The following is a 16,231-nucleotide window of genomic DNA, read 5'->3' as shown; positions in this document are numbered from 1 at the left end:
ACATGGTTTTATATGTGCTGATGTTATTAAGCTTGTTGTTTTCACACTTAAGTGTGGCTAAAACAATACATAGCGAGCGCTCGCTTTATCGTAATATATTAGTGGAAGAAACCGGTAATTTACGCTGTTTAAAGTTTGATGAAAAATCTAGCCAAAGTAGTCAAAGTTGCATGTATATTAACGAGCCAAAAAAGTTAGTTTTTAATTACACTAAATTGGTGTTTTCAAGCTTGTTGCTAATAGAAGATCCTAAAAAAGTACTTATTATTGGTTTAGGCGGTGGCACTTTGTCTAACACCATTTCAGAGCTTTACCCTAAGGCAATAATCGAAAATATTGAAATAGATCCTGCGGTAATTAAAGTGGCCCGCGATTACTTTAATTTTAAAGAAAGTACTAAGGTAACGGCAAAAGTACAAGACGGTCGTATTTTTATAAAACGTGCGGCGCTTAAAAAACAGCAGTTTGATTGGATAATTTTAGATGCATTTAATGGCGACTACATTCCCGAGCATTTACTAACTAAAGAGTTTTTTGAAGAGTTAAAAAGTGTGCTTGCGAGTGACGGCGTTATTGCGGCCAATACGTTTTCATCGAGCAAACTGTACGAGCACGAGTCGGCCACTTATAACGCTGTTTTTGGCGACTTTATTAACGTTAGCCGAAAAAACCACAGTAATCGTATTATTTTAGCCGGCAATAAAAGTACCCTTACCCAAGCGCATATAAATAAACGCGTAAGTGAGTTAACCCCTCTGCTATTGCCTTACGGTGTAAATATTAAAGCTATTAGCCAAATGCTGCACTTTACAAAAAATAATCACGATTGGCCTGAAAATACAAAAGTCCTTACCGATCAATACTCCCCTGCTAACCTACTCAACTTTTAGCCTAGGGCGTGTTTGGTATTTATGTGTGGTTACCGCCTTTTTATGGGAGTAACCACACTACACAGGCTCTGCCTTACCTAAAACCAAATATAACGCTGCAAATTAAATCTTAAAAGATCAACAACCCCTAGTGTTTTAGCGGCTAAACCTTTACTAAACCCTAGCTAAATATTTACTTAGCATGCTAACTAATGGTAAAGTGCTTAGCATGCTAAGTAGTTAGAGGTTGAAATGTCTAAACCGGTTCCTTTTCATGAAACACTCGATTTAACCTTGTGTGGCAGTATGGGTCGAGTGCATAGATTATGCCGAGAAGTTGTTACAGTTGCCGTTGAGCCGCTAGGCTTAACTCAATCGCGTTGGATTGCTTTGGTGCATATAAATATGCTTAAAGAAGGGGTAACTCAACAAGCGTTGGCGCATAGTTTAGGCATAGAAATGCCGTCGCTTACGCGTACCCTTAAGCAACTCGAAGAGCTTACTCTTATTACCCGTCAAGTTGATAAGCACGATAAGCGCAGTAAAAAAATTTATTTTACAGAGCAAGGCCGCAATATATTAAAGGCGGTAGAGGCACAGATCACTGATATTAAAAATCAGCTTTATAATGGACTAAACGATGAGCAGTTAGATGCAATGGCTCATGGTTTAATTAAAATGGAAGACAACGCAAAAAATTATATTAAATATCACAGTTCTAATAAGGTTAACAATGACACCTGATCAAAAATTTGCGCGCTATGTGAGGCTTTCACTCGTTGGATTCATTTTAGTGTTTTTATACTATGTTATAGCTGATATTTGGCTGCCAGTAACGCCACAAGCGCGTGTTTACCACCCAGTAGTACAAATCTCACCGCAAATAAGTGGCCGTGTTACTAAGGTGTTAGTTAGCAATAACCAACCGGTAAAGGCTGGCGATATATTGTTTGAGATAGATCAAAGCACTTACTTACTGGCTGTTGAACAAGCTAAACTAACCCTCGATGATGCCAAATTACAAAATAAACGCCTTGATACTAATGTTAAAGCGCTTGAGGCACAAATTAGTGCAGCTAAAGCAAAACAACATGAGCAAAGCTTATTAAAAAGTAGAGGCGAAAAGCTCTATAAGCAAAACTCTATATCGGAACAAGAGCTGGAGAGTATTCGGGCTAATTTTGCTGCAAGTAAATCAAACGTAGCGGCTTTTGAAGCGCAATTAGCCGAAGCTGTTTTAGCGCGTGGCACATCGGGGGAGGATAACTTAGCGCTGCGCCATGGAGCGAATCAGTTAGCGCAAGCTGAGCTTAACTTATCGTACACACAAGTACGTGCTTTAAGCGATGGTGTGGTTGCCAACTTGCAATTACTTGACGGTGCTTATGCTCTTAGTGGCCAACCTTTGTTAGCTATTGTGGCTAAAAAGGCTGATTTAGTAGCCGACTTTCGTGAAAAATCACTGCTTAATATGCACCCAGGTAGTTTAGCAAAAGTGGTTTTTGATAGCCGCCCCGGTGAAGTATACGACGCAAAAATTAGTACCTTTGAAGCGGGTGTAAGCGATGGCCAATTAAGTGCCAATGGCTTGCTAAGCACTACCGAAACCAGTAACCGTTGGGTACGCGACGCACAGCGCCAACGTATTCATTTGCAGTTATTAAAAAACGATCAAGCGCTAATTGCTAATATGCCTAGTGGCGCGCGTGCTACGGTGCAACTACTTCCTGAGTCAAAATTTGGACAATGGTTAGGCGCATCACAAATACGTTTTATTAGCTGGTTACATTACATTTATTAGTGGAGGCAAAATGAGTCAAAAAATTAGCCAGTCTCCACAACTTGACTCTAACGGCCTACGCCAAGCGCTGCGTATTGCCGGCGGGTGCACGTTAGGGTTTGCTATTAGTAAATTAATGAACTGGCCAAATGGGATTTTTTTTACTGTTTACCCCATGCTGCTATTAGGTTTAGTGCCAACGTTAAATAAATCTGTGGTTAGGCAGTTTTTTGCCAGTGCCGCATTTAGCGCGCTTGTTGTGCTTATATTGCAGGGGTTATTTTCGCACTTGCCGGTACTTATGGTACTGATTGTATTTGCCTGCTTTTGTATTTTATTTTACCAAATGAGTAGCGGAAGTGGCTTTTTGTTTGGTGCCTTAGGTGCGGTTAGTTTATCGATTCAATTACACTTTGCCAGCTATGTAACTGGTAGTAGCAGTATTTATCCGCTTATTTTAAGTAACGGTATAGCCATTATTTTAACTGTAGTAATTGCAGCATTAATGCATGGTTTATTTCCCGATGTTACTGCGCGCCCTGGGCGTGCAGTGCCAACAAAAGATAAAGCAAGTATTCGTCACGAAGTGCTGTTGTGCTCGAGCGTGGCTACGTTATCGTTTATTGTTTTTCAGGCACTGGATTTACAAGACTCTATTTCGGCGCAGGCGGCATCTATTTTAATTTTATTTTCGTTATGCTGGAAAGCCGCAGGCATAGCCAGTTGGCAGCGTATAATTGGCACGCTTATAGGCTGTAATGCCGCACTTTTGTCGCAGCTATTTTTATACACCCATACCGACTTTTTACTGTTTCCTGTTATTGTGTTGTGGATTTTATCGTTTATATTTAGTCGTTTTCATATTTTAGGTGGGGGGCCGCCGGGCATTGGTTTTGGTGTTTTAACCACGTTTGGTATTTTATTTGGGCAGTCGTTAGCCCCGGGGCAAGACTTGATTTACAGTGCGCTGTATAGGTTTAGCTCTGTGACAGTGGCTGTTGTTATTAGCTTAAGTGCGGTATATGCGATGCATAGATTATTAAATAAATTTAATACTACACGCCATCATACCTACGATTAGCGTTAACATCGATGCTGATTTTGGGTTACAAGCGCTGAGCTTGCAGCCCACTTCCCTTTCTTCTTTAAAGCGCAGCGCCTCATCCCTTTTTTGTGAATAATTTACTTAATGGGCTATTACACAAAAAACAGACGCATATAAAATAGATATCAGAAAAAGAAGAAGTCTTATATCAGGAGAATATTCGGGCTTCGCCCGCACGTCAGCAAGCTCAACGCCTTACTTTTAAAGCTTAATATTGCCGCGTAACGCTTTGGTTTGGCCGTGTTTGGTTTTTTTATCCATGCGTTTACGCTGCGAATTACGGCTCGGTTTAGTGGCTCTGCGGGCTTTATTTACTTTAGTTGCGCTAATAATTAGATCTTTTAAGCGTTTAAATGCATCTTCGCGATTAAGCTCTTGTGTGCGGTGGCTTTGCGCTTTTATTATTAATACGCCGTCTTTGGTTATGCGGCTGTCGTTTAGTGCAAGTAAACGTTCTTTATAAAAGTCGGGTAATTTAGAGCGGTTAATATCAAAACGAAGATGGATAGCGCTGGCTACTTTATTAACGTTTTGTCCACCGGCACCTTGCGAGCGAACTGCGGTTAATTCGACTTCCCATTCATCAATGGTCACGGTATTTGAAATAGTTAACATTAGACTCAGCTAGTTTTTATAAAAATCTAGTGTACCATTTGTAATTAACTATACCCAAATCAAGGTAAGCAGCTATTAATTGGCGTAAATTTAACCCTTAACGGTTAAGCAGCCCTTTAGGTTGTAACCTAAAGGCGCGGGAGTATATACTCAGTTATCTTGTGTTTATTATAGTGTTTTATGTCTTTATCTACTTTTGCCCCAGTAACCACGATTGATGATCAAAAAAAGCTTTGTGTTTTATTAAGTTTACTTTTAAGTTCTTCATCTTACAGCTACCAAAATTCGCCTCAGCTATTTTCTAAACTGCTATTTAATCATTTTATAAACGGGTATTCGTTTTCACTCGCCGAAGTAAAAAAAATTACCCGCGAGTTAGAAGAACAATCACTGGTTTGGGAGCAACCGTTTAGGCAAAATCATAAACTTTCTATTGATGCCATCGTATATGCAATTGTAAGTTTGTTAGAGTACTGCCCTGGCTTAATTAAAAACTTTTTAACGCAAATAACCACCATATACCGCTTTAACGACAGTGCTTTAATGTTTATGTTTGAACTATTTAATAGCATTGAAAAAAGTGAAGGTTCACCGTTAGCGTCATCTGCAGAGCCTGAAATTGATCATCACTTTATTAATTTACTAGCACAATCAAAATACAGTAAGCAGCTTTGGTTAGCTTTACCCGCGCAGTGGCAACAAATATGTTTAGAGCATTTTATTCGCGGTGAGTTTTTTAATCTAACAGCTGAGCATTCATGGCCATCAATAGTAAAAAGTACTGCAACTGCTATTGAGCCAAGTAAGCGAATTTATTTAAACGAAAGCTTAGCTACGCTGCTGCAACAACCTGACTATAATGAACTACTCATTGATAAGTCGCACAGTAACTTAGCAATATTTAGTCAGGCTAATAGCCTTGCCATTGACGGCACTCATTTAGAATTAGCGCTGCAACAATTTAAAACGGGGTTAACGCTTTATCGTAAAACCTTTGTTAAGGGTAGCTATCCGTGTGAAATGAGCGGTTTACTGTATATGGTGTGTTTATATGCCAGTGGTACAGAAGCTGATTTAAAACAGCTAAAAACACATAAAAATTGGTATAACAAACAACTCGGCGAGCTCAGTAGTACAACGCAAGCCATTGAATTTTTGTTACTAGCACCCGAACAAGTAATAAGTTTTGAGCAGCGCTTACTACACGATACGATTGCAAACCTACAGGCAAACCCAAACGCACTAGCGCCTCTTTTTTGCCTATTACTGGCGTTAATAAAGCACGGTAGCGAAGAGCAAATTAATACCCTTAGAGACAACAGTAAACTGCTGAGCCAATTAATTCATTCAAGCCAACAGCATCAGCACTGGCTAGGTGAGCAATGCACGCATTTAGCAAATTGGCTAACGCACGATACGCCATTGCCAGATACCGGTTTATTACAGCATTTTAAACGCGTGCCACAATGGCAGCGTTGGTTAAATGAAATAAGCAAAATAGACACTCCAGCGCAAAATGAGCGCCTAGTTTGGCAACTCGACCTTACCCATTTAGACCTGCCACTTATTCAAGCTAAAGTGCAAAAACACAACAGCAAAGGCGAATGGACTAAAGGCCGTAAAGTAAATATTTATGATCTTGACGATGATCAATACCGACATTTACTTAGCCCAGCCGATCATAATTTAGTGCAAGTAATTAGTAATCATGCGGGCTTTGGTTACAGTGAAGTACAAGCAACCAGCGCAGTGTTGCAAGCGCTAATTAACTTCAAAGGGCTTGAGGACATTAAAGGTAACTTAGTTACGCTTAACAAAGGTGAGTTTATAATTGAAATTGGGCAAAATATTAACGACTGTTACCAATTAATTATACAGCCTAAAATTACCGACATAGACGGCGACTTTTTACTTACCCACAGCCACGCTAATAGTTACCAAGTATTTGTAGTAGACGACAAACAACACAAACTAAATAGCCTGCTTGCTCAGCAACCTAATAACTTAACAGAAGAAAAACTGCCACAACTTAATGCGGCATTAGAGGCCTTGTCGGAGGATCATTATATTAGCAGTAGCCGCAGCGAGTTTTCTGCGGTTAATAACGTGCGCCAAGGGCTTGTTGATTTAGCCGCAGTAATTAAGTTAACCCCAATGGGTATAGACGTTAACTTCTATACTATGCCATTTGGTGTTGACGGCCCATGGGTTGAGCCCGCAATAGGCGCAATAACCTTAGCCTATAGCGATAACGAGCAAGCCGATAACAGCGTTGTAAAACGTGATTTAAAAGCAGAAAAACGCGCTTTAAAAAATCTACTTAGTAATTTAGCTGGCGTATTTGCCGATCAAGAGCATCCGCAGTATAACAGCGCGCATCAGCAGTTTTATTTACCAGAAGATATTAGCCAAGCCATAATACAATTAGAAGCCGCGCAAAAAGACAACGCACTAGTATTAAGTTGGGATGAAAACGCCCAAGGTATGAAGGTTGCCAATAGTAAGCACCTTTCTCTTAATTTAAATGATGATAACGATTGGCTCAGTGTTAGTGGTAAATTATCGCTCCCCGATGGTCAAATTATTGCTTTGCAAACACTCCTTAAAGCCCCGCGTCGTGGCAGTATTATAGAGTTTGACGAAAATAACTCGTTATTATTAGATCAGCGCCTAACTAACTTATTAAATCGCTTAGAGGGCATGCAAAGTAAAACTAAAAACGCCCCCGACGATCAACTTCGTATTGCTAATGCGCGCGCTCTTCCTTTGTATCACAGTGCTGCAGAACTGAGTGATGTTAGCTTTGGTGCAAACTGGCAACAGCGCTTAGCTAAATTTGAGCGCCCAAGTGAGCCTGTATTGCCCGCGCATTTAGTTAATATATTACGCGACTACCAAGTGGTTGGCGTAAAATGGTTAATGCAACTGGCTAACTGGGGGTTAAATGCCTGTTTAGCCGATGATATGGGCTTAGGTAAAACGCTACAAACACTCAACGTATTACAAATGCGCAGTGCTTTAGGTGCCAGCTTAGTTATAGCGCCAAAATCGGTATGTCATAACTGGCAGGTAGAGGCTGCGCGATTTACCCCTACCCTCAATATTAAAACTATTGATAATGCAGCCGCAACTGATGAGGTGCTAGCCGGTGCTACCGCTAATGACCTAGTAATTGTTAGTTATGGCTTATTACCTTTAATAGGGGATCAATTAGCTGCGTACGAATTTGCCAATATTGTACTAGACGAAGCACAAGCCATTAAAAATCCATTAAGCCTTCGCGCTAAAGCTGCTTTTGCACTTAATGGCCAGTTTAAAGTTGCGCTTTCGGGCACACCTATCGAAAATCATTTAGGTGAACTGTGGAGCCTATTTAACTTTTTAATGCCGGGTTTTTTACATTCATTAGCTGAGTTTAAAAAGCGCTTTGGTAATGCCGATAAAAACCAGCAGCAGGCTGATACGCTAAAAACATTAATTGCGCCGTTTATTTTACGCCGTAATAAAAAAACGGTACTGACCGAGTTACCCGATAAAACCGAAATAAACCTTACTTTTGCGCTCAGCGATAAAGAGCAAGCCCTTTACGAAGCCACTCGCTTAAACGCGCTTGAGCAAGCCAGCCAAGAAGACAGCCAATACATTACTATATTGGCGTCATTAACTAAATTGCGCCGCGCGTGTATTGCTCCGCAGTTATTAATTGAAAACAGTAAGTTACCTTCAAGCAAACTCGACACCGCCGAAGCAATAATTGAAGAATTACTTGAAAATGATCACCAAGCACTTATTTTTAGCCAGTTTGTTGATGTACTTAAATTAGTTGAACAGCGACTAAAAAAACGCGGTATAGCATATTGTTACCTTGATGGCAGCATGAGCAGCAATAAACGCAAGCAACAGGTTGATAAGTTTCAGGCAGGTGAGGCGCCTTTATTTTTAATTAGTTTAAAAGCTGGCGGCACCGGGCTTAATTTAACTGCCGCCGACTATGTGCTGCACTTAGATCCTTGGTGGAACCCCGCGGTTGAGCAGCAAGCCTCCGACAGAGCGCACCGCTTAGGGCAAACACGCCCTGTAACCGTGTATCGTTTAATTGCGCAAAACACCATAGAAGAAAAAATACTGCAACTGCATGAGCACAAACAAGCCCTTGCCGACAAAGTGCTCAGCGGCAGCAGCAACACCGGGCAATTATCAAAAGATCAGTTATTGTCTTTGTTGCAAAATCAGTAAAAATAAAGCGTTTAGTACTAAGTGCGATTTAAAGTCGCACTTACAATAAACTTTAAACACAGCAATAGGTTTTACTCGAAGTCGCTAAGCTTGCTGGCGCAATATTTTCAACGAAAATATAATTATTTAAATGTTTGCATTAGATACGCGTAATATGAGAAGGCAAAAGCAAACGTACTTGGTTTTACTCGTAGGCGCTAAGCTTGCTGGCGCAATATTTTCAACGAAAATATAATTATTTAAATGTTTGTATTAGATACGCGCGGCAACAAGCTACTTGCCTACAATAATACCTCTGCTACGCGTTTTTTTAACTCTGGCAGTACCTCCTGTTCAAACCAAGGATTCTTTTTAAGCCAAATATTATTACGCGGGCTGGGGTGTGGTAGTACTAAATGGCTTGGCCAATAGTCACGCCACGATTTTACTAACTCAGTAAGCGGTAGCTTTTTAGTGTCGGGTAAATGATAAGCCTGAGCATACTTACCTAGCACAATAGTGAGCTGTAAATTAGGCAAGGCGGCTAAAAGCTGCGCGCGCCAAGCTGGGGCACATTCTTTACGTGGTGGTAAATCGCCCGACTTGCCTTTACCCGGATAGCAAAACCCCATAGGTAAAATAGCAATGTTATTGGCATCATAAAACTGATCGTTAGTAAGCCCTAACCACTGCCTTAGGCGTTCACCGCTTTGATCGTTAAACGGTATACCGCTTTGGTGTACTTTTATACCGGGCGCTTGGCCTGCAATTAATATTCGGGCGTTAGGGTTAAATTGTATAATGGGGCGTGCTCCTAACGGTAATTGCGGCTCGCAGATCACGCATTTACTAACTTGAGCTACTAATTCATTCAATTCTATCTTTTTTGACTGTTTTTCACTCAAATTTAGGCCTCTATTCGTTATTTGTGGTATTGAGTTGGTAAAAAATCGGTTTATTTTAGCGTGCCTAACTACTAGTTAGTATAATAGTGATCTATTACTGGTTATGCACTTAACCTGTTATATAACCTAGTGTTTTTCAGCCCATACTGCAAACTCATTACCGCTTGGCTCGGTAAAATGAAACCTACAACCGCCAGGAAATTCAAAAATAGGTTTAATTACTTTACCGCCGTATAAGGTTACTTTTCTTTGTGTTGCATGAATATCGCTGCTGTAAAAAACCAATAGCGCCCCACCCTCTTCAGTACTCGATTTTAACGGCGATTGGTAAAACCCACCATTAAGCTCTTGCCCGCTAAAAGCCGTGTAGTCTGGGCCGTAGTCGGTAAATTGCCAATTAAAAACTTGGCTAAAAAACGCTTTAGTTGCGGTTAAATTAGCGGCTGGAAACTCTACATAGTTTAGCTTTTCGTGATTATTCATCATTATTCTACTTACTATTTTTAAAGGGTAAATTAACCATAAACCTAAGTTAACTACCAAGCAAGGCGCTTAAGCGTATTTGGGATCAATATTATACTAAGTTAAAGTTAATTTACGCATGCAAATAGGAATCACTATCTTTTGCATTCATAAACTATATAATAGCACTTTTATTTTTCGCCATATTTAAGGGATTGACTCATTATGCAGGCTTCATCACTTAGTTTAGGGTCAACTAAGCTGCTTTTATTAAAGCCGCTTTTGATATTTCAGCACATAAGCCGTTTTAGTTATGCTTTTAAAGTGTGTTTACGCTTTTTTATTGCCATTGTCGGTGGCTACTTTTTTACTGCGGTGAACTGCTCGCTACTGAGCGCTATTTTGCCACTAAATAAAGCGGATGCAGTTTTAATGAGCGTGTCGTTAAGTATTTTAATTTATACGCTGGTATTTATTTACGCTTTTTATGTTAAGTCATTAAAAACAGTATGGATCAGTATTTTACTAGCTACTGCAGCACAATTAAGTTTATTAGCACTAATAAAGGGTTGGGTATGAAGGATAGTTTTTTTCGTTCAATGACCTGGTTACATACCTGGGTTGGGCTATTAGTGTGTTGGTTACTTTATTTGATCTTTTTTTCTGGTACGTTGAGCTTTTTTAGAGACGAAATGAGTTTATGGAATCAGCCCGAAATTCATAATATTCAAGCACAAACTGATCGTATAAGTGCCCAAAAACAGCAAATAATTACAGGTTTTGATTACCTAAACGCTCAAGCAAGCAATGCTCCAAATTGGCGTATAACACTTCCTGAACAACGCGTACCTTACTTAACCTACGGCTTTGCAAAACCTAAAGAGCCGGGCCAGCGCAGAAGTAAATTTGAAGACACGCAATTAGATCCAAATACTATGCAGCCGCTTGCACCTTTTAGAGAAACCAAAGGCGGTAACTTTTTTTATCGCCTGCATTTTGATTTACATTACATAGATGTTATTACAGCGCGCTGGATTGTGTGTTTTGCAAGTTTATTTATGCTGATTGCCATTGTGTCGGGGGTGGTGATCCACAAGCGTATTTTTAAAGATATGTTTACCTTTAGGCGCAATAAAGGCAGCCGTACATGGCTCGACGCTCATAATATAAGCTCAGTATTGGCTCTGCCCTTTCATTTAATGATTACCTATACCGGGTTAATTACCTTAATATTTATGCTGTTTCCTTACCCGGCAGAAACTAGTTACGACAAAGGTATGCGAGACTTTTTTAATGATGTTACACCACGCAATAATGTAACTGACAAAGCGCAGGGTGCAGCGCCTATGGTAAAAGTAAATAGCATTTTAGATCAACTTTATACTAAGTGGCCAAATGCCGATATTCGCCGTGTACAGGTAAGTAACCCTAATATGGCAGCATCAACTATTACTGTGCTCGTTAGCCCACAAAAAGCCTTTCGTGATCAAACACCTCGGCTAATATTTAGTGGCGCCACAGGGGAGTTAGTAGCCCAAACCGATGAAGAACTAAGTGCAGGTAAAGCGCTTTATGAATCGTTAAACTCAATGCATACCGGGCGTTTAGCCGAACCCTTACTACGTTGGCTCTACTTTTTAGGAGGTATTGCGGGTTGTGTAATGATTGCCTCTGGCTGCATTATGTGGGCAAAACGCTTACGTGAGCGAATGAAAAAAAATGCTCACCCATCGTTTGGCTTAAAATTAGTAGAAGGATTAAACCTAGCTACTTTAATGGGGCTTCCTTTAGCTACCTGTGCGTTTTTTATTGCTAATAGAGTACTTAGCCTACAAGTTGCCGGGCGTGCTGATAAAGAAGTGCTGGCGTTCTTTTTAACCTGGCTTGTGGTGGCTATTGTAGCGCTTATAAAGCGTGATAGAGTGCAATGGCGAGTTATGGCGGCAATAAATGGTTTAGCCTGTTTAGCAGTGCCTGTAATTAATGCGCTAACAACTAACGGTAATATAGTTAGTTATTTAATAAATAAACAGTGGGCGTTATTCACCTTTGATGCGCTGTTTATACTCTCAGGCATATTGTTTTTTATACAAACCGAAAAATTACGTACTGCCAAGCCAACTACAAAAGCGATAAAAAAAAATACTAGTTCTGACTTAAAAGGACAAAAAGCATGATGGAGTTATTACAATTTAGCCTCTGTTTGCTGGCTTTTAACGCGTTTGCGTTGGCTAAATTTAATCATTTTAAAGATATTTTTAAAAAACGGCCGACTAATTTACAAAGAAAATACCTCCTAGTTACCGCTTGGATCAGTATTTTACTAAGTCTGCTCCTTTGTGTGAATGATCAAGGCGGGTATGGTGCGTTGCTTTTTTGTGGTTATATGTCGCTAAGTGCTTTAATTATAATGGTTTTTTATAATTTTATAACTCAGCTTGTTAAAGTTTTTAGTGTGTTAAATTTGGTTGTAACAGCCTTAACTACTCTACTTTTAGTATTAAACTAGGCTAAGTTAGTAAAATACTGATCTGCTAATGTAGTTTTTAAATAAGTAGTAAAAAACTAAAAAGGTAAGCTTATTGCTTACCATTTTAGTTATTGCGAGTATGAAGTTTAAAGAATTATTACAATTGCTTTAACGGTATTATTTACTGTAAACCCCCTTTACATTTATTTTTGCTTAACCCAAATAATTTGCTCAGTTGCAAAGCCTAAGTCTTTAACTGTTTTTAAAAAGTGCTCTTTTAACTCATCGCCTACCTGTGGCGTACGTGATAAAAACCATAAGTAATCTTTGTTATAACTCGTTATAAATGCATATTGGTAATCAGCTTGCTCAAGTTCAAAAATAACGTAAGCCCCATAAAATGGACCAAAAAACGATACTTTAAAATGTCCTATGTCAGAATCCCCCACACATTTTGCAAGGCCTTGAGCATTCTTCCATTGTTGTTCTTTAGTAATATAGCCCTTATTAATTACCTTTACAGTGCCATCGTCATTAATAGTATAGTTAGCAGTAACCTGCTCCATACCCTCTTCGAACGAATGATTTAGCCGTGCTATTTCGTACCATTTACCTTGATATTTTTGTAAGTCAAAGTTTTTAACCGCAGTGATCCCTTCTGGCGGACTAGTACATGCACTGAGTGAAAATAGTGTAATGGTGAGTAAAAAATATTTTATTTTGTTCATTTAAGCTCCTTTTTGAGTGGTTATTAATATTACGTAATAGCTATAATAAAGTTTGCTAGCCGATTAAAAAAAATTGCTATAGGATCAATTAAATACTAGAGCAATTTAAAGATTTAATCATGAAAATTTGGGTAGATGCAGACGCGTGTCCAGTGGTTATCAAAGAAATACTTTTTAGGGCCGCTGAGCGCACACAAACCGAAACCATATTAGTGGCTAATCATGCCATGCGTATCCCGCCATCAAAATATATTAGCCGCCTACAAGTGTCTTCGGGTTTTGATGTTGCTGATGACGAAATAGTAAAACGTATTGCTAAAGGTGACTTAGTGATCACCGGCGATATTCCACTGGCCAGTGAAGTAATAGACAACGGCGGGCAAGCACTCAACCCGCGTGGCGAGCTTTATACTACTGAGAATATTCGCTCAATACTTAATGTACGCGACTTTATGGATACCATGCGCTCGAGCGGCGTAGAAATGAGTGGCGGGCCGCCGCCGCTTAGCCAAACCGATCGCCAAAACTTTGCTAATAATCTCGATCGTATTTTAGCGCAAAATAAGGCAGGCTAATTTGAGCAAGCAGTTAATTGGTTTAGGTGACGAGCAATTTAACGTGGCGGTGTATGTAGCAAAGGCCCCGCCAATGCCCTACTTCGAAACGCTCAACAGCCTAGAGCCCGTTATTAATGAGCAAATAAATACTATAAACCAACATTGCGGTAATGGTTGGCGTAAAGTATTTAACGTATACGCTAAAGTATTGTTTGCCCTGCCTAGTGAGCATTACTCATTTGCAAAACAAGCACCTACTTGGCAGCAATATCGCGATGAATTTTTATTGCAAAAAAACAGCAAAACCGTCCTACTGTTTAGCGCGCCTAATCTTACTATTACTTCTGCAGATAAAGCTTCTAGCAATAAAAACCAACTGCACATAATTGCCGGGCGCACCCACGCTAAAAATTTACTCCAACACGGTAAATTACAAACGCAGTTTGATTGGCTCGATGACGAGTTTGCAATAGACGCTATTAATAATATTATTGTGTGCCCGTATTTCGACTACAGACAACTAAGCAATATAAAAATAGCGAGGCTTAGCGAGCTAGTCGCGCAGCTAAAAGTCACTAAATAACACATTGTAAGGAACGACCATGGCCGGAATTTTAGAGTTAAACGAATTATTAAAATCAATGCAGCCTGTGCTTAAACAAGGTGAGTACATATTTTGCTGTTTAGCAGGCTCACTTGCCGATTATGTTCATTTAAACCCACTGGCCACTTACGTTGAAGAAGAAGGCCTAACCCTTATTTTGAAAGCTGAAACTGCCGATAAAGCAGGAATTACTTACGAGGGAAAATATAGTTTAATTACTCTTAACGTACATTCCAGCCTTGAGGCTGTAGGCTTAACAGCGGCAGTATCTGCCAAACTGACAGAGCATGGCATTAGCGCTAATGTGGTAGCTGCGTTTTATCACGACCATATTTTTGTACAAGCAGATAAAGCCCACGCAGCGTTAAATGCGCTGAAAGAGATTGGTTAGACTAGCTTGGCTTTAAATGTTAAATGAGAGCTATTTTAAGTTGATATACAATGATCTGAGTGATGGTGGCATTCGTTCTTCGGGTGGCGCTTCGCTTAACCGACCTGCGTTTTGTAACTTTCTTATGTTAAAGCTTTTAAAAGCGACGCTAACAAATTCTTTAAGATGACACCCATCCTAATATTTGCAATATCAGCATGATTAACTAAGCTCTGGCTAGAATTCTTTAAACAGACACCCACCTTAATATTTGTAATATCAGTGTAATTAACTATGCTCTTTTTAGTGCAATAATTAAGCAGGGTGTCACATGGCTATCGCAAGAAAACGTCAGGTAAGTTTGGTCGATACAAAATACTATCACTGTATTTCGCGCTGTGTACGCCGTGCATTTTTATGCGGCGTAGACAACTTTACTAATCAATCGTATGAACATCGCAGAGGGTGGGTTGAAAGCAAATTACTTGCCCTCGCTAACGTATTTTGTATCGATGTGTGTGCGTATGCAGTAATGAGTAATCACACCCACTTAGTACTCTATGTTGATGATAAAAAAGCCAAGCGACTAACCGGTAAAGCCATTATTCAGCGGTGGCACAGGCTTTGTAAAGGCACTGTACTCACTAACAAATACCTGCAAGGCGAAGAGCTAAGCAAAATTGAATGGCTACTGTTAAATGAAACAATCAGTGAATACCGAGAACGCTTAGCTAATATCAGTTGGTTTATGCGCTTATTAAATGAAGACATTGCGCGCAGAGCTAATAAAGAAGATAACTGTACCGGCCGCTTTTGGGAAGGACGCTTTAAATCACAAGCCCTTTTAGATGAAGCGGCATTAATCGCCTGTATGGCATATGTTGATTTAAACCCAATAAGAGCAAAGGCAGCAGCAACACCAGAAACATCAGAGCATACCAGTGTAAAAATACGCATTGAAAGTGCCACTGCGGGTAAGCAACCGAAGCAACTCCTACGCTTTTCAGGTAAACCAAAAAAGCAAATGGCAAAAGGATTACCATTTGCGCTTAAATCTTACCTTGAACTAGTAGAATTAACCGGGCGTTGTATACGCGAAGGTAAAGCAGGCTATATCGAAAGCAGCACTTTACCCCTGTTACAAAGAGTCAACATTACCCCCGAAAACTGGTTAAAACTCACCACGCAATTTAGTCGTGTATTCCATGGTGCAGTAGGTCGCCCAGCGTCGCACGAAGGATACTGCGAACACCTAAACAGAAAGCGGCGCGCCAACGTTAGTAACTGCGAAAAGCTACTGGCTTAAAGCGTTACTTCAAAAAGTTACCCGTTATTTCCCCTTCACTGTGAAAGCACAGTGTTTCGCATGTCTAAAAATGAGTGAAAAGTAGATAAATACAGCGTTATTTGAATAAGCAAAGGGATTTTAAAAATTAAGGATGCTTTTAAGCCTAGCAATGTTTGTTTAGATAAAGACTGAAGGGATTAATAATTAGAGTGGGTGTCATTTTAATTTTTTGGCTTTGAGTGTTAAGTGAGAACTATTTTAAG

16 protein-coding genes are annotated in these 16,231 nt (G+C 39.8%); 12 read left to right on the top strand and 4 right to left on the bottom strand.

The genetic code is table 11. The annotated features are described in order from the left end of the window. Positions 1 to 2 precede the first annotated feature (2 nt). The 4 genes from RB215_RS15215 (at position 3) to RB215_RS15200 (ending at position 3,730) form a co-directional block, all read left to right on the top strand. Complete coding sequence (locus tag RB215_RS15215) at positions 3 to 890, top strand: spermidine synthase (RefSeq protein ID WP_041454960.1); 888 nt, start codon at positions 3 to 5, stop codon at positions 888 to 890. A 231-nt stretch (positions 891 to 1,121) separates the two neighbouring features. Beyond that, positions 1,122 to 1,613: a MarR family transcriptional regulator gene (locus tag RB215_RS15210; RefSeq protein WP_086997207.1), complete on the top strand. Its 492-nt coding sequence runs from the start codon at positions 1,122 to 1,124 to the stop codon at positions 1,611 to 1,613. Then, the gene (locus tag RB215_RS15205) at positions 1,603 to 2,670 is read left to right on the top strand and encodes an HlyD family secretion protein (RefSeq protein ID WP_179807978.1); all 1,068 of its coding nucleotides are present in this window, start codon (positions 1,603 to 1,605) and stop codon (positions 2,668 to 2,670) included. The genes RB215_RS15210 and RB215_RS15205 overlap by 11 nt, the downstream gene beginning before the upstream one ends. Before the next feature lie 10 nt (positions 2,671 to 2,680). Next, a complete protein-coding gene (locus RB215_RS15200) occupies positions 2,681 to 3,730 on the top strand; it encodes a DUF2955 domain-containing protein (protein ID WP_182684563.1) in 1,050 nt (349 codons plus the stop codon). A gap of 225 nt (positions 3,731 to 3,955) precedes the next feature. Here the strand turns inward: RB215_RS15200 and arfB are convergent, their stop codons facing one another. Further along, positions 3,956 to 4,369 (bottom strand): alternative ribosome rescue aminoacyl-tRNA hydrolase ArfB, encoded by a 414-nt coding sequence (gene arfB, locus RB215_RS15195; protein ID WP_011329681.1) that lies wholly within the window; start codon positions 4,367 to 4,369, stop codon positions 3,956 to 3,958. A gap of 180 nt (positions 4,370 to 4,549) precedes the next feature. Between arfB and RB215_RS15190 the strand changes: the two genes are divergently transcribed. Further along, positions 4,550 to 8,605, top strand: a complete 4,056-nt coding sequence (locus tag RB215_RS15190; RefSeq protein WP_309217352.1) for a DEAD/DEAH box helicase — start codon at positions 4,550 to 4,552, stop codon at positions 8,603 to 8,605. A 281-nt stretch (positions 8,606 to 8,886) separates the two neighbouring features. Here RB215_RS15190 and RB215_RS15185 read toward each other — a convergent pair whose 3' ends face one another. Next, a complete protein-coding gene (locus RB215_RS15185) occupies positions 8,887 to 9,459 on the bottom strand; it encodes a uracil-DNA glycosylase family protein (RefSeq protein WP_231613326.1) in 573 nt (190 codons plus the stop codon). 156 nt (positions 9,460 to 9,615) lie between these two features. Beyond that, positions 9,616 to 9,972 carry a VOC family protein gene (locus RB215_RS15180; protein WP_011329684.1) on the bottom strand — a complete coding sequence of 119 codons (357 nt, stop codon included), beginning with the start codon at positions 9,970 to 9,972 and terminating at the stop codon, positions 9,616 to 9,618. Positions 9,973 to 10,176: 204 nt separating this feature from the next. Between RB215_RS15180 and RB215_RS15175 the strand changes: the two genes are divergently transcribed. From RB215_RS15175 to RB215_RS15165, 3 genes are read left to right on the top strand one after another with little or no spacing between them, the layout of a single operon-like run. Beyond that, positions 10,177 to 10,530 carry a hypothetical protein gene (locus RB215_RS15175; RefSeq protein ID WP_193039033.1) on the top strand — a complete coding sequence of 118 codons (354 nt, stop codon included), beginning with the start codon at positions 10,177 to 10,179 and terminating at the stop codon, positions 10,528 to 10,530. Next, complete coding sequence (locus RB215_RS15170; RefSeq protein WP_309217350.1) at positions 10,527 to 12,128, top strand: PepSY-associated TM helix domain-containing protein; 1,602 nt, start codon at positions 10,527 to 10,529, stop codon at positions 12,126 to 12,128. Before RB215_RS15175 ends, RB215_RS15170 begins: the two co-directional genes overlap by 4 nt. Continuing rightward, positions 12,125 to 12,460 carry a DUF3325 domain-containing protein gene (locus tag RB215_RS15165; RefSeq protein ID WP_086997225.1) on the top strand — a complete coding sequence of 112 codons (336 nt, stop codon included), beginning with the start codon at positions 12,125 to 12,127 and terminating at the stop codon, positions 12,458 to 12,460. The genes RB215_RS15170 and RB215_RS15165 overlap by 4 nt, the downstream gene beginning before the upstream one ends. A 164-nt stretch (positions 12,461 to 12,624) precedes the next feature. Here RB215_RS15165 and RB215_RS15160 read toward each other — a convergent pair whose 3' ends face one another. Further along, on the bottom strand, positions 12,625 to 13,149 hold the full coding sequence (locus tag RB215_RS15160) for a lipocalin family protein (protein WP_309217349.1): 525 nt from the start codon (positions 13,147 to 13,149) through the stop codon (positions 12,625 to 12,627). Between the two features lie 119 nt (positions 13,150 to 13,268). Between RB215_RS15160 and RB215_RS15155 the strand changes: the two genes are divergently transcribed. The 4 genes from RB215_RS15155 (at position 13,269) to RB215_RS15140 (ending at position 15,986) form a co-directional block, all read left to right on the top strand. Next, positions 13,269 to 13,724 (top strand): YaiI/YqxD family protein, encoded by a 456-nt coding sequence (locus tag RB215_RS15155; RefSeq protein ID WP_011329688.1) that lies wholly within the window; start codon positions 13,269 to 13,271, stop codon positions 13,722 to 13,724. Position 13,725: 1 nt separating this feature from the next. Then, positions 13,726 to 14,289, top strand: a complete 564-nt coding sequence (locus tag RB215_RS15150; protein ID WP_309217347.1) for a DUF6942 family protein — start codon at positions 13,726 to 13,728, stop codon at positions 14,287 to 14,289. A gap of 19 nt (positions 14,290 to 14,308) precedes the next feature. After that, complete coding sequence (locus tag RB215_RS15145) at positions 14,309 to 14,701, top strand: ACT domain-containing protein (RefSeq protein WP_182684558.1); 393 nt, start codon at positions 14,309 to 14,311, stop codon at positions 14,699 to 14,701. A 310-nt stretch (positions 14,702 to 15,011) separates the two neighbouring features. Beyond that, positions 15,012 to 15,986 carry a transposase gene (locus RB215_RS15140; protein ID WP_309217345.1) on the top strand — a complete coding sequence of 325 codons (975 nt, stop codon included), beginning with the start codon at positions 15,012 to 15,014 and terminating at the stop codon, positions 15,984 to 15,986. The last annotated feature ends 245 nt before the right edge of the window (positions 15,987 to 16,231 follow it).

Origin of the sequence: Pseudoalteromonas sp. HL-AS2 (genome assembly GCF_031198805.1) — a bacterium.
Taxonomy (GTDB): domain Bacteria; phylum Pseudomonadota; class Gammaproteobacteria; order Enterobacterales; family Alteromonadaceae; genus Pseudoalteromonas; species Pseudoalteromonas nigrifaciens.
The sequence above is the reverse complement of the archived record's forward strand: the minus strand, read 5'-3'. Positions and strand labels throughout refer to the sequence as shown.